Here is a 13,818-nt window from a genome sequence, read left to right as displayed (position 1 = left end):
GTTCTTGGGCGCATCGCACGCGCAGTGTCGGAAGGTCCGCATGACCTTCGAGCGACCGCTCGCTGCTCCGGCCTGGAGGCGAAACAGCGGAAGCGGGCCGGCTGAGGCCCGCACGTTCGATACGTGGAATCTGTGTCCGGAGCCTGGATCGCGCCGGTCCCAAGCGGGGGATCGGGGTATCGACCTCAAAGAGCGGGAGCGGGCGCTTCCTCCAATGACGGCAGCGGCTTAACCCCGCGACCGGCCCGCTCGGACGGCCTCGATAATGTCGATGGCGGCCCGGACGCCGCCTTCTATATCGAGTTGGGAGTTATCTAGCAAGTAAGCATCCGGGGCGGGTTTCAAAGGCGCAATCGGCCGGTTCTTGTCGCGTTCGTCGCGCCGGATGATGTCGGCAAGCACGGCTGCCTCGTCCGCCTCCTCGCCCCTCGCGCGCGCCTCCATGGTGCGGCGGTGGGCGCGGACCCTGGGGTCGGCGACGACGAAAATCTTCACATCAGCATGGGGGCAGATCACGGTTCCAATGTCTCGCCCGTCCAGAACGGCCCCCGGCGGATCGGCGGCGAATTGCCGCTGGAAATTGAGCAGCGCTTCACGGACTTTGGGGATCGCCGAAACGATGGAGGCGCCCTCGCCGGCCTCCTGGGTCTTTAGGGCGGGGTTGCCGAACTTCTCGGGATCGAGTTCCTGCGCCGCCGCGACCGCCGCCGCCTCGTCCCGGAGATCATGACCGGACTGCATCAGGGCGTAGGCCACCGCGCGATAGATCACGCCGGTATCGAGATGACGATAGCCGTAATGATGGGCGAGCCGCTTGCCGAGCGTGCCCTTGCCCGAGGCCGCAGGCCCGTCGATGGCGATGATCATGAAAACTCGGCCCCCAGCGAACGCATCATCGGGATGAAGTCCGGAAAGCTGGTGGCGATGAAGGCGGTGTCGTCGACGGTCACGGGCTGGTCGGAGGCGCAGCCCATCACCAGTGCGGACATCGCGATGCGATGGTCCATGTGGGTGGCGACAGTACCACCGCCGGGGACGTGGCCGCGGCCTTCGACGATCAGATCATCGCCGGAGACCGTGACCTTGACGCCATTGACGCGGAGCATGTCGGCGGTGGCTTCGAGACGGTCGGATTCCTTGACGCGCAGCTCCTGGAGGCCGCGCATGATGGTCGTGCCTTCGGCGAAAGAAGCCGCCACCGCCAGCACCAGATATTCGTCGATCATCGAGGGCGCGCGCTCCGGCGGCACCTCGACGCCGCGCAGTTTTGACGCGCGCACGCGCAGCTGCGCCATCGGCTCGCCGGCATCGCCGCGGACTTCGCTCTCCTCGATGGAAGCGCCCATTTCGCGCAGTGTCGTGAACAGGCCTGTGCGCAGCGGATTGGTCATGACATCGGACAGGACGACATCCGAGCCCTCGACGATCAGCGCGGCAACGATCGGGAACGCCGCCGAAGAGGGATCGGCGGGCACGACGACATTGGCGCCGTGCAGCTCGGGCTGGCCGACGAGCGTGATGCGACGGCCGTGCCGGCCCTCCTGCACGGACGTGATGTCCGCGCCAAAATGCTTCAGCATCAGCTCGGTGTGGTCGCGACTGGCCTCGCTCTCGATCACGGTCGTGGTGCCCGGCGCGGCAAGGCCCGCCAGCAGCACGGCCGACTTGATCTGAGCCGAGGCAACCGGCGTCTTGTAGGTGATCGGCAGCGGGTCGCGTGCGCCCTGGACAGTCAGCGGCAGACGGCCGCCCTCGCCGCCGGAGACGACCTTCGCGCCCATCTTTTCCAACGGATCGAGGATCCTGCGCATCGGGCGGCTGCGCAGCGAGGCATCGCCGTCGAAAACCGCCGAGATCGGGCAACCGGCGACGGCACCCATCACCAGCCGGCAGCCGGTGCCGGAATTGCCGAAATCCAGCGCCGCCTTGGGCTCGGCAAAGCCGCCGACGCCCACGCCGTTCACCTTCCAGGCGAAATCGCCGGTGCGCTCGACCGTCGCGCCCAGCGCCTGCATGGATTTGGCGGTGTTGAGGACGTCCTCGCCCTCAAGCAGGCCCGTAATCCGGGTCTCGCCGACCGCAAGCGCGCCCAGGATGAGGGCGCGGTGGGAAATCGACTTGTCCCCGGGCACCCGTACTTTCCCGGTCAGGGGACCGCTTGCGCGCGACCGAAGCGGCGTCGGCTTGTCGGAATGGGTCAAGATTGTGTCCTTGGATAGGCCCAAAAGGCTTGGGGCAGGTACCACATGGGCTCCCCGCCGTCACGGGCATGTCGTTCTCCCGTAATGCGCTATTGACAGCGGGCCGCCAACTAGCCAAGTGAAACACCGCTTTTCAGACATTCCCAGGATTCCTCTGCCGTGGCCAAGTCCGAACTCGGAACCAAACGTATTTGCCCGACCACGGGCAAGAAGTTCTATGACCTCAACAAGTCGCCGGTGATCTCGCCCTATACTGGCGAAGTCGTGCCGATCGCGCCCGTGGCGCCGGCCCGCGTGCCTCGTGGCGCCGAAGCCCGCCATGCGGCGGCCGCCGCCGACACCACGCCGGAGCCGGCCGAGGTCGAGGAGGTCTCCCTCGAGGAGGCCGATGCCGAGGAGAACAGCGGCAAGGTCAAGGCCGTCGTGCCCGAATCGGAAGACGATATCGAGGTCGACGAGACCCTCGATGACGACGACGATGATGATTCGACCTTCATTGCCGACGAAGAAGAGGGCGATGAGGACGTGACCGACATCATTGGTGATGTCGGAGGCGATGAAGAGACTTGAGATAATCTCAGAACTGTGGTTCTGGGTCTTTCCCGACGCGCTGCCCACGGTGCGTCGGTCGGTTAAGGGGCCATAGCTCAGCTGGGAGAGCGCTTGCATGGCATGCAAGAGGTCGGCGGTTCGATCCCGCCTGGCTCCACCAGCCTTCGCGAAGCGAAGGCTGCCGCGCCGAAGCCCGATAGGGCGAAGGCGGGCTCTAGAGACCCTCCTTACTCCCCGATCACTGCATTGAGCCGATCCCTTAGCGCGACGATCTCGTCCTTCATCGCCACCAGCTCCGAGACCGAACAGTCCGTCGCGGCCAGGATCGACGGCGGCACGCCGCGCGCTTTCTCCTTCAGCGCGTGGCCCTGCGGCGTCAGCGCGATCAGGACCTGGCGTTCGTCTTCGCTCGAACGCGTACGCTTCACGAGGTGAGCCGCCTCGAGCCGCTTCAGCAGCGGGGTCAGCGTGCCCGAGTCCAAAAACAGCTTTTCGCCGATGTCCTTCACCGGGACGTCGTCGCGCTCCCACAGCACCAGCATCACCAGATATTGCGGATAGGTGAGGCCGAGCCGGTCCAACAGCGGCTTGTAGACGCGGTTGAAGGCGTGCGCGGCCGAATAGACCGCGAAGCAGATCTGGCTGTCGAGGCGTTGCGGATCCAGGGTCGATAATTTCCGGGGCATAGAGAATCTCACGAGGCTTTCCTCATTCTGGGGCCGGCTGGCGCCACATTCAATTGCGAACAATTAAATGTGAGGCATGCAAAATTCAATTGCGCACAATCTAATTGTTTGCGATATGGAGCTCACCCCAACCGAAGACCCCGAGGAGACGAAAATGTCCGTGAACGTCCTCTACAAGACCAGCGCAAAGGCCACCGGCGGCCGTGACGGCCATGCTGCGACCCTCGACGGCGCGCTCGACGTCAAGCTCACCACGCCGAAGGAGCTCGGTGGCGGCGGCGGCGCCGGCAACAATCCCGAGCAGCTGTTTGCGGCCGGCTATGCCGCCTGCTTCATCGGCGCGATGAAGTTCGTGGCCTCGCAGGGCGGCCCGAAGGTCCCCGCTGACGCCTCCGTCACCTCGACCGTCGGTATCGGCCCGCGCTCCGAGGGCGGCTTCGGCCTCGATATCGACCTCGCCGTCTCGCTGCCGGGCCTTGCCCGCGCCGAGGCCGAGGCGCTGGTCGAGAAGGCCCACCAGGTGTGCCCCTATTCCAATGCCACGCGCGGCAATGTCGACGTTCGCCTGACGGTCGTCTGACCTGACGTGCGGATTGGCTGGCCCGGGATCCCCCTCGGGCCGGCCGCTTCCGCAGTGCATGCGGCCCTGCCCGGTAGACCATTGCTGGCGCAAAAAAACCTCGCTAGGCCTGTGATCAAATGATCGACACAGGGGAAGCGAAGGCATGACTGAAGCCGCGAGTTCTGGAGCAGCATTAGGCGCAATGAGCGGACTGCGCGTCATCGATCTCACGCGCGTGCTCGGCGGTCCCTACTGCACCCAGATCCTCGCCGACCATGGCGCCGACGTGATCAAGGTCGAGCCGCCCGCGGGCGACGAGGTGCGCGACTGGGGCCCTCCCTTCCACGACGAAGACGCCGCCTATTTCATCGGCATCAACCGCAACAAGCGTTCGATCGGCCTCGACCTCGCCTCCGAGGGCGGCCGCGTCGTGCTGCTCAAGATGCTGGAGACCGCCGACGTCCTGATCGAGAATTTCAAGCCGGGCACGCTGGAGAAATGGGGCATCGGCAACGACGTGCTGCGCGAGAAATTCCCGCGCCTCGTGCATTGCCGGATCTGCGGCTTCGGCGCCGACGGACCGCGCGGCGGCAATCCCGGCTATGACGCCATCATCCAGGCCATGACCGGCATGATCGCGGCGACCGGCTCGCCCGAGAGCGGGCCGATGCGGATCGGCGTGCCCTTGGTCGATATCGGCACCGGTCTTTATGCGGCGATCGGAATCCTGATGGCGCTGTCGGAGCGGCAGCGCTCAGGGCTTGGCCAGTTCCTGGAGACGACGCTGTACGAGACCGGCCTCGCCATCATGCATCCGCACACCGCGAATTATTTCATGCACGGCAAGCCGCCGTCGCTCACCGGCAACGAGCATCCCAACCTCGTGCCCTACGCGATCTTCCCGACCAAGACCGACAACATCTTCATCGGCGTCGGCAATGACGGCACCTTCCGCAAGCTTGCCAAGGAGATCGGCAAGCCCGAGCTCGGCACCGATCCGCGCTTTGCCCGCAACAAGGACCGCATCGCCAATCGGGAGGCGCTGCGCGCCGAGCTTGCCGCCGTGTTCAGCCAGCACGAGGCCGAGCCGCTGTGCAATCGCCTGCTTGCCGCAGGCCTGCCCGCGGGCCCCGTGCAGAAGATCGACCAGGCGTTGACGAACCCGCACACGATCGCGCGCGGCGATATTATCGAGAAGGATTGGTACAAGGGCGTGGCCTCTCCGATCCGGCTCGATCGCAGCAAGCCGAGCCTGCGCCGCCTGCCGCCGAAATTCAGCCAGCACTCGGCCGAGGTGCTGGGCGAGTTCGGGTATTCCAAAGCCGAGATCGACGCGATGGTCGAGCAGGGCACGGTCTGCGGTCCCGAGCGCAAGCGCTAGGGGCCTTCACCTCCTCACACAAGCAATGCCGCACTGCGGCGTGGGCATGCATGTGCACTGCGAACGGAGGAGGCTGTCCGCTCCGTCTTCGCCTATTTGACGACTTCCCTTTTGCCGCGCTTGCCGCTTTCGTTTCGGCCGCTTACACAGTCATGTGAACGTCATATGGCGCTGCTAGCGCAAGCGATCTTTTTGACGGCCAAGGGAGGTTTACTTGATGGCTCTTCGACATTTTGGGGCGGCTGCCGCTGTTGCAATCGCAGTTGGCATGACGACTTCACCGGCCATGGCCGTGACCGAAATCCAGTGGTGGCACGCGATGACCGGCGCCAACAACGACGTCATCGTCAAGCTCGCCACCGACTTCAACGCGTCGCAGACCGACTACAAGGTGATCCCGACCTACAAGGGCAACTACCCCGACACGATGAATGCCGGCATCGCCGCGTTCCGCGCCGGCAACGCCCCGCACATCATGCAGGTGTTCGAGGTCGGCACCGCGACCATGATGGCCGCGACCGGCGCCGTGAAGCCCGTCTACAAGCTGATGGCCGACGCGGGCGAGAAGTTCGACCCCAAGATCTACCTGCCCGCCATCACCGGCTACTACTCGACCTCGAAGGGCGAGATGCTGTCGTTCCCCTTCAACTCGTCGTCGACCGTGATGTGGGTCAACCTCGATGAGCTGAAGAAGGCGAACGTCGAGATTCCGAAGACCTGGCCCGAAACATTCGAAGCCGCCAAGAAGCTGAAGGCTGCGGGTCATGACACCTGCGGCTTCTCCGGCTCCTGGGTCACCTGGGTCAATCTCGAGCAGCTCTCCGCCTGGCACAACGTGCCGCTCGCCAGCAAGGCCAACGGCCTCGACGGCTTCGACACAGTGCTGGAATTCAACGGCCCGCTCCAGGTCAAGCATCTTGAAACCCTGGTCGAGCTGCAGAAGACCAAGACCTACGACTATGCCGGCCGGACCAACACCGGCGAAGGCCGCTTCACGTCCGGCGAATGCCCGATCTACCTGACCTCGTCGGCGTTCTTCGGCAACGTCAAGGCGCAGGCCAAGTTCAACTTCACCGCCGTGCCGATGCCCTACTATCCGGACGCCAAGGGCGCGCCGCAGAACTCGATCATCGGCGGCGCTTCGCTCTGGGTCATGGGCGGCAAGTCGGCCGAGGAATACAAGGGCGTTGCAAAATTCCTGACCTTCCTCTCGGACACCGATCGTCAGGTCTATATCCACAAGGCTTCGGGCTATCTGCCGATCACCAAGGCTGCTTACGCCAAGGCGAAGGAAGAAGGCTTCTACAAGGACCAGCCTTATCTGGAGACCCCGCTGCTCGAGCTCACCAACAAGGAGCCGACCGAGAATTCGCGCGGCTTGCGCCTCGGCAACATGGTTCAGTTGCGTGACGTCTGGTCGGAGGAGATCGAGCAGGCGCTGGCCGGCAAGAAGACCGCCAAGCAGGCGCTCGATGCCGCCGTCGAGCGCGGCAACACGATGCTGCGTCAGTTCGAAAAGACCGCCGTAAAATAAGGCGAAGGCGCCGGCAGGCCGCACGGCCTGCCGGCGTCGCCCATCATGCAAAAGCAAGCCATTTTCCAGTCAAAGCTATTGCCGTACGCGTTGGTAGCGCCGCAGCTGGCGATCGTCCTGATTTTCTTCTACTGGCCTGCGCTGCAGGCGGTGATCCAGTCCTTTCTGCTCCAGGACGCCTTTGGTCTGTCGTCGACTTTCGTCTGGTTCGAGAACTACATCGAGCTGTTCAAGGACGCCGCATATTTCGAAGCGATCGTCCGCACCTTCTTCTTCTCGTTCGCCATCGCCGTGTCGTCGCTGTCTTTCGCGTTGCTGCTCGCCGTGATGGCCGACAAGCCGCTGCGCGGCTCGATGCTCTATCGCACGCTGCTGATCTGGCCCTATGCAGTGGCGCCGCCGGTCGTCGGCGTGCTCTGGATCTTCATGCTGCATCCCTCGCTCGGCGTGCTCTCGCGTTATCTTCGCAACATGGGCATCGACTGGAATCCGCTGCTGAATGGCGACCAGGCCGCAGCGCTGATCATCCTTGCCGCCGCGTGGAAGCAGATCTCCTATAATTTCCTGTTCTTCCTCGCCGGCCTGCAAGCCATCCCGAAAAGCGTGTTCGAGGCCGCAGCGATCGACGGTGCCCGTCCGATGCGGCGGTTCTGGACCGTGACCTTCCCGCTGCTGTCGCCGACCATCTTCTTCCTGCTGGTCGTCAACATCGTCTACGCCTTCTTCGACACCTTCGGCATCATCGACACCATGACCCGCGGCGGGCCCGGAACATCGACGGTCACGCTGGTCTACAAGGTCTATTCCGACGGCCTGCTCGGCGGCAATCTCGGCAGCTCCGCAGCGCAGTCGGTGATCCTGATGGTCATGGTCATCGTGCTGACCGGAATCCAGTTCCGCTTCGTCGAACGCAAGGTGACCTACTGATGGTCGAGGAAGAGGGCTTTCGGCGCTACGTCGCCCACGCCATCCTGTGGATCGGGATCGCGATCGTTGCGTTCCCAGTCTACATCGCCATCGTCGCCTCCACCCAGGACAACGCGCTGATCGCCAACGGGCAGATGTCGCTGCTGCCGGGCGGGCACTTCTTCGAGGTCTACTACCAGACCATCTTTGTCGGCACGAGCGGCTCGACCCGTGAGCCGGTCGGCAACATGATGCTGAACTCGCTGGTGATGGCGCTGGCGATTGCGATCGGCAAGATCGCGATCTCGATCATCTCGGCCTATGCGATCGTGTATTTCCGCTTTCCGTTCCGGATGCCGATCTTCTGGATCATCTTCATCACGCTGATGCTGCCGGTCGAGGTGCGAATCTATCCGACCTACAAGATCGTCGCCGATCTGCACATGCTCGACAGCTATGCGGGCCTGGCGCTGCCGCTGATCGCGTCGGCCACCGCGACGCTGCTGTTCCGGCAGTTCTTCATGACCGTGCCGGACGAGCTGCTGGAGGCCTCGCGCATTGATGGCGCCGGTCCCTTGCGCTTCTTCTGGGACACGCTGCTGCCGCTGTCGCGCACCAACATGGCCGCGCTGTTCGTGATCCTGTTCATCCTCGGCTGGAATCAATATCTCTGGCCGCTGCTCATCACCACGCGCGACGACATGCAGACCATCCAGGTCGGCATCCGCAAGATGATCACCACCACCGACGCGCTGACCGAATGGCCGATCGTGATGGCCACGGCCGTGCTGGCGATGCTGCCGCCCGTGTTCGTCGTCGTCGCCATGCAGAAATTGTTCGTGCGCGGCCTGGTCGAGACAGAGAAGTAGAGAGTTATGGCTAACGTCACCCTGCGCAACGTCCGCAAGACCTACACCGGCGGCTTCGAAGCGATCAAAGGCGTCAACGTCGATGTCGCCGACGGCCAGTTCTGCGTGCTGGTCGGTCCCTCCGGCTGCGGCAAGTCCACACTGCTGCGCATGGTCGCGGGACTGGAAACCGTCACCGGTGGTGAGATCGACATCGGCGGCCGTGTCGTCAATCAGGTCGAGCCCGCCGATCGCGACATCGCGATGGTGTTCCAGAATTACGCGCTCTATCCGCATATGAGCGTCTTCAACAACATGGCCTACGGCCTGCGTAACCGCGGCATGAAGGAGGCCGAGGTCAAGACCCGCGTCGATGAAGCCGCGCGCGTGCTCGAGCTCACGCCGATGCTGGAGCGCAAGCCGCGCCAGCTCTCCGGCGGCCAGCGCCAGCGCGTCGCCATGGGCCGCGCCATCGTGCGCCAGCCAAAGGTGTTCCTGTTCGACGAGCCACTGTCGAACCTCGATGCAAAACTGCGCATCGCGATGCGCGTCGAGATCCGCAAATTGCAGCGCCGGCTCAACACGACGTCGATCTACGTCACCCACGACCAGCTCGAGGCGATGACGCTGGCCGACATTCTCGTCGTGATGAACGGCGGGCAGGTCGAGCAGGTCGGCAATCCGCTGGCGATCTACGAGAAGCCGGCGACGACCTTCGTCGCCTCCTTCATCGGCGCACCGCCGATGAATCTGATGTCGACGCGCATCGATGAAATCAAATCGCAACTCGGCGCGGGTGAGGCCGGCATCCTCGGCATCCGCCCGGAAGATTTCGTCATCACGGAACAGACTCCCGCCGGGGGCGTCGCACTGCCGCTGACCGTGGAAGCGATCGAGCGTGTCGGCGCCGAGACGTTTGTCTATGGCTCGCGCGCCCAGGACGAGCAGCGCGTCGCGGCCACGCCCGGTGAGCTGCCGCCCGGTGAGGTCATCGTCCGCATCCCCGGCTCCGAGGCGCCCCCGATCGGCCAAAAAATCCGCGTCGCAGCGGTGCGCAACAAGCTGCATCTGTTCAGCGGCGACGGGCGGACGCGCATCGAGGCCTGATCGGTTCGGCGGGGCCGCCGATTCAAAACGCGAAAACAACCCCATGCACAGTAGCGGGGGGCCTGTTTTCGTTAGGGAAATTCGTCACGCACAACCGTCATGCCCGGGCTTGTCCCGGGCATCCACGTTCTTGGTACTGCGAGTAAGGTCGTGGATGGCCGGGACAAGCCCGGCCATGACGATGTGGAAACGCCTGCGGGAAAGCAAACCCCGTCAAAAAAAAATGCGGGAATGACGGCTGTGCAGAGCTCCCGCTACGTCCTTGAACCCACACGGGGATGTGCCCATATTGATGACCAAGGGGTGCCTCTACGGGCCCTGATGCACCAAAGTCGCTTCGAGAGGACTTTGTAAACTATGTCTCGTGTTCCCACGCTTTCCAGCCCGTTCCTTCTGGGCTTCGACGAGATCGAGCGCGTGCTCGACCGCGTCGTCAAAGGCGCCGACGGTTACCCTCCCTACAATATCGAGCGGTGCGACCGGTCGGACGGCCAGCCCGAGCGCTTGCGGATCACGCTGGCGGTCGCCGGATTCACCCGCGACCAACTCGATGTAACCATTGAGGAAAACCAGCTCGTCATCCGCGGGCGGCAGCAGGACGACAAGACCCGGCAATACATCCATCGCGGCATCGCCGCGCGCCACTTCCAGCGCACCTTCGTGCTGGCGGAGGGGATGCTGGTGCTGGGTGCGGATCTGAAGAACGGGCTGTTGTCGGTCGATCTTGCCCGGCCTGAACCGGAGAGGATCGTTAAGACAATCGCTATCAATGAGCACGAATAATGGAACGAGTAGCGGACTCGACCGCTTAGTTTCTGTGAAGGAGTCGAGACCATGAGTGAAGGTCACGTTGTGTTCGAATACGAAGCCAGGAACGCCTCGCCCGAGACGCTGGCAAACCTCGGCGAAGGTCACATCGCCTATGTGAAGCAGATCCGCTCCGAGGACGTACCGGGCCTGTTTCCCGAAGCGCCGAAGATCGCGCCGGGCCTCAAGCTCTTCGCACTCCACGCCGCCGACGGCACGCCGATCATGCTGACCGACAGCCGCGAAGCCGCGGTCGCCAACGCCTGGAGCAACGAGCTGCAGGCGGTGAGCGTGCACTGAGCACGCGCGTCGCACGAATAGAGTTTCAAACGGGCATGCCTTCGAAGGAAGGCGTGCCCGTTTTGCTCTGTTGCCGGTCTCACCACCCGTAGCGCACGACGCCCTTGCCGGCGTAGCTGCGGGTGACCTCTGAGAATTCGCCCTCGAACGTTGCGGCGAGTGAGATGCCGCTTGCGAACGTCACCTCCGCCGACGCGGTGGTCATTGCTGCGTCATGCGCTTGCGCTGCGCCGTTGACGACGAAGCTTGCGCCTGGCAGCGCCTGGAACGTCGCGGCGATGTTGCGATCCGGGTTGAAGTCGTGGGCCCATGCGGCGCGTCCCCGCAGCGTCACGATCGCGTCGCTGAGGGCAAACGATTTGTCGGTGCGCAGGCCGAGCTCGCTGCGGGTGGCGGTGGTGCTCTTCGATGCGTAGCTCAGCGCAAACGCGCCGCTGCCGGAGATGGCGCTTTCCGCATAGGCCGGCAGATCGAACGTCGTGAACTGGGCCGCGGCGTAAGGCGTGAAGCCGACGCCGCTGATCCACGGCGCGACGAAACGATAACCGCCTTCGAGCCGCCCGGAATACGCGTTGGCATTGAAGCGCGCCTGAAGATGATCGGCGCCGGCAATGGTGACGGTGCGATCGGTGGTGATGTCCTGCCAGCCATAGGCCAGCGCGGCGGTGACATAGGCCGGCCCAGCATTGTGCCGCACGAAGGCGCCGGCCTGGAACAGGTCGGAGCGGCCGGTGCCGCCATTCGCCACGCTGAAGTTGGTGCCACCGCCGCCGAGCGCGAAGCCGGCCACGGTGGAGGGCGAGAACCAGTAATCGGCGCCGGCCGCAGCACCGGCGGTCCGGCTGGTGGCGGTGTTGGAGCCGAGCGTCGCATTGCCGTCAGTGGTCTGCGAACCGCCGAAGCCTGCGGCCCATACGCTCCAGCGCTGCTCGAAGGCATGCGGCGGCGCCTTGCGAGACACGGCAGCATAGGCCTCGCGCTCGGCGCCGGTGCGCTTGCGGTCACCGGCGTACCCGAGCGCATCGCTGTTGTCGGCCGCATAGCCCGTCAGCCCACCGAACGAACCAGGTTCGCCGCGCCCGGTCACGAACGGATCGGTCAAGAGCCCCATGAACAAGCTCATCGCATTGAAGGTCGTCTGCTGCGTGCCGGTCGCCGTCTCGCCCGAGGCCTGCGTCAGGCCGGCCGGCGTCAGCGACCCATAGACTGCCGCGATGCCGCCGGTCGAGTTGAAGAAGTTGGTCAGCGCGTTCGCGACGTTCTGCTGGTTGGTGTTGAGCCCGCCAGGCGGGCTGAAGCCGAGCGCGAGATCGAGATAGACGTTGTTGGTGTCCTGGCGGAGGCTGGACTTGAAGCCGGACGACTGGTGTTGACGGGGCCAGCGAAAGTGCCGATGAGGCTGCCCGCATGAAGAATGGTGTACTGCTTCGCAACATAGCTGCCCGGCGCAAACACGGCACGGACCGTGGCGCCGCCGAGCGTCGCGCTTCCCGTGACGTCGACGCGGTCGGCGCTCGCCGGCGAGACCTCGACCAAATAAGTCGACGCTGCGGTCATGGTCAGGCTCGCCATCGTCAGCGTCCCGATCGAATTGCCGGGCGCCAGCGTGCCGCCGTTGATGGCGACGCTTCCGAGAATGCCGTTGCCACCGAGCGTGCCGCCGGCATTCACCGTGAGGCTCGACGCCGAAGAGAGATCGCCGTTCACGGCAAGCGTGCCGCCATTGACCGTGACCGGCCCTGCGTAGGTCGACGTGCCCGTGAGCGACCAGATCGACGATCCGGTCTTGTCGAGCAGCGTCCAGCCCGCGGCGATCTGGCTGACATCGAAACTGTTGCTGCCGGTGCCGGCGAAGCGGAATGTGTCCGTGCCGCTGCCGACTGCCGCGCCGGTCATCGTCGCGTTCGGTCCGTTCATGACAAAGACGTTGTCGGCGCCGGTCAGGTTCACCGCCACGCTGGAGCCGGTGATATTGCCGGAATTGGTGATGGTGGTGGTGCCACCAAACGTTGCAACGCCGTAAGCGCCAGCGATCGTGCCGTCGTTCGCAACCGTGTTCACGCCGAATCCGTCGAGGGTCAGGCCCGCGCCGCCGGTCCCCGTCACGGTGACGCCGGAGCCGACCGAGACATGCACATTGCCGGTCCCCGCCGTCCGGCCAACGACACCGATCGAGCTGGCGGAGACGTTGCCGTTCACCGCGATGTTGACATCGCTGGCATTGGCAGCGTTGGCGATGTACGCATCGACGCCGTACACGGCGCCGCTGATCGTACCCGCAGTCGTGATGTTGGCTGCACCGGTGCCGGTGCTGAGGGCCCAGACAGCAGTGCTGGTGGCGCCGGACATCGTGATCGAGCTGCCCGCGCTGGTGTTGATCGAGGTGGCGCCGCTTCCATTGCTCGATGAAAACACTCCGTAGTTGACCGCGAAGATCGCGCCGCCGGTCTGGGAGACACTGGTACCTCCGGGGCCACCTGCCTGCACCTGGATTCCGGCCACGAACGGGGCCCCGGCGCTGCCGATATTGGCATTCGAGGTGATGGTGACGGCGCCGCCGGTGGACAGCGCGTAGATGCCGGCCGTGATGCCGCCCCCGCCGCTGGCATTCGTGATGGTGGTGCTGCCGGTCAGGCTCGCAGAAACGCTGCCGGAAGCCACCATGTACATGCCGACGCCGTTGGGGTCCGATTCCGAAAGGCTGCCGCCGTTCAAAAAGATGTTGATCGGACCGGAAGCCTGGGCCGCCAAGCCGAACCCGCCGGAGAAGTTCGGCACGATGGCTGTGCCGCTCGTGCCGACCGTGATGGCTCCAGAGCCTGAAAAAACGCCAAGCAAGAGGCCGGCACTTCCGGCGCCGCCGGTGGCGCTGCCATTGCCCGAATAGGTGATGTCTCCGCCGGTTGACCTGATCTGGAGGCCGTTCGTCGCTCC

General features: G+C 64.5%; 12 protein-coding genes, 1 tRNA gene and 1 pseudogene. 10 read left to right on the top strand and 4 right to left on the bottom strand.

The features are described 5' to 3' along the window. Positions 1-228 precede the first annotated feature (228 nt). Positions 229-867 (bottom strand): (d)CMP kinase, encoded by a 639-nt coding sequence (cmk, locus tag B5V03_RS11990; RefSeq protein ID WP_129270368.1) that lies wholly within the window; start codon positions 865-867, stop codon positions 229-231. Further along, a complete protein-coding gene (gene aroA, locus B5V03_RS11985) occupies positions 864-2,201 on the bottom strand; it encodes a 3-phosphoshikimate 1-carboxyvinyltransferase (protein WP_129270366.1) in 1,338 nt (445 codons plus the stop codon). Before aroA ends, cmk begins: the two co-directional genes overlap by 4 nt. Before the next feature lie 159 nt (positions 2,202-2,360). Between aroA and B5V03_RS11980 the strand changes: the two genes are divergently transcribed. Beyond that, on the top strand, positions 2,361-2,771 hold the full coding sequence (locus B5V03_RS11980) for a TIGR02300 family protein (protein ID WP_129270364.1): 411 nt from the start codon (positions 2,361-2,363) through the stop codon (positions 2,769-2,771). Positions 2,772-2,837: 66 nt separating this feature from the next. Beyond that, positions 2,838-2,913, top strand: a tRNA-Ala gene (locus tag B5V03_RS11975). A 67-nt stretch (positions 2,914-2,980) separates the two neighbouring features. Here B5V03_RS11975 and B5V03_RS11970 read toward each other — a convergent pair. Continuing rightward, positions 2,981-3,439, bottom strand: a complete 459-nt coding sequence (locus B5V03_RS11970; protein ID WP_129270362.1) for a MarR family winged helix-turn-helix transcriptional regulator — start codon at positions 3,437-3,439, stop codon at positions 2,981-2,983. 154 nt (positions 3,440-3,593) lie between these two features. Here B5V03_RS11970 and B5V03_RS11965 point away from each other — a divergent pair, with 154 nt between their 5' ends. The 8 genes from B5V03_RS11965 (at position 3,594) to B5V03_RS11930 (ending at position 10,884) form a co-directional block, all read left to right on the top strand. Further along, the gene (locus tag B5V03_RS11965; protein ID WP_061023501.1) at positions 3,594-4,019 is read left to right on the top strand and encodes an organic hydroperoxide resistance protein; all 426 of its coding nucleotides are present in this window, start codon (positions 3,594-3,596) and stop codon (positions 4,017-4,019) included. A 184-nt stretch (positions 4,020-4,203) separates the two neighbouring features. Beyond that, positions 4,204-5,382: a CaiB/BaiF CoA transferase family protein gene (locus B5V03_RS11960; RefSeq protein ID WP_433995331.1), complete on the top strand. Its 1,179-nt coding sequence runs from the start codon at positions 4,204-4,206 to the stop codon at positions 5,380-5,382. A gap of 217 nt (positions 5,383-5,599) precedes the next feature. Next, a complete protein-coding gene (ugpB, locus tag B5V03_RS11955; protein ID WP_129270358.1) occupies positions 5,600-6,916 on the top strand; it encodes a sn-glycerol-3-phosphate ABC transporter substrate-binding protein UgpB in 1,317 nt (438 codons plus the stop codon). A 45-nt stretch (positions 6,917-6,961) separates the two neighbouring features. Continuing rightward, positions 6,962-7,843 carry a sn-glycerol-3-phosphate ABC transporter permease UgpA gene (gene ugpA, locus B5V03_RS11950; protein WP_129270356.1) on the top strand — a complete coding sequence of 294 codons (882 nt, stop codon included), beginning with the start codon at positions 6,962-6,964 and terminating at the stop codon, positions 7,841-7,843. Beyond that, positions 7,843-8,691, top strand: coding sequence for a sn-glycerol-3-phosphate ABC transporter permease UgpE (gene ugpE, locus B5V03_RS11945; RefSeq protein ID WP_129270354.1), 849 nt, complete (start codon positions 7,843-7,845; stop codon positions 8,689-8,691). Before ugpA ends, ugpE begins: the two co-directional genes overlap by 1 nt. A gap of 6 nt (positions 8,692-8,697) precedes the next feature. Then, positions 8,698-9,777, top strand: a complete 1,080-nt coding sequence (locus B5V03_RS11940) for a sn-glycerol-3-phosphate import ATP-binding protein UgpC (protein ID WP_129270352.1) — start codon at positions 8,698-8,700, stop codon at positions 9,775-9,777. 357 nt (positions 9,778-10,134) lie between these two features. Next, a complete protein-coding gene (locus tag B5V03_RS11935) occupies positions 10,135-10,560 on the top strand; it encodes an Hsp20 family protein (protein ID WP_014438749.1) in 426 nt (141 codons plus the stop codon). A gap of 51 nt (positions 10,561-10,611) precedes the next feature. After that, a complete protein-coding gene (locus B5V03_RS11930; RefSeq protein WP_129270350.1) occupies positions 10,612-10,884 on the top strand; it encodes a DUF1150 family protein in 273 nt (90 codons plus the stop codon). A 79-nt stretch (positions 10,885-10,963) separates the two neighbouring features. On the opposite strand, the pseudogene B5V03_RS43015 reads toward B5V03_RS11930, so the two are convergent. After that, positions 10,964-13,233: pseudogene (locus B5V03_RS43015) on the bottom strand (autotransporter outer membrane beta-barrel domain-containing protein). Positions 13,234-13,818: the final 585 nt, after the last annotated feature.

The sequence above is a fragment of the Bradyrhizobium betae genome (genome assembly GCF_004123905.1).
In the GTDB taxonomy this organism is placed as follows: Bacteria; Pseudomonadota; Alphaproteobacteria; order Rhizobiales; family Xanthobacteraceae; genus Bradyrhizobium; species Bradyrhizobium betae_A.
The sequence above is the reverse complement of the archived record's forward strand: the minus strand, read 5'-3'. Positions and strand labels throughout refer to the sequence as shown.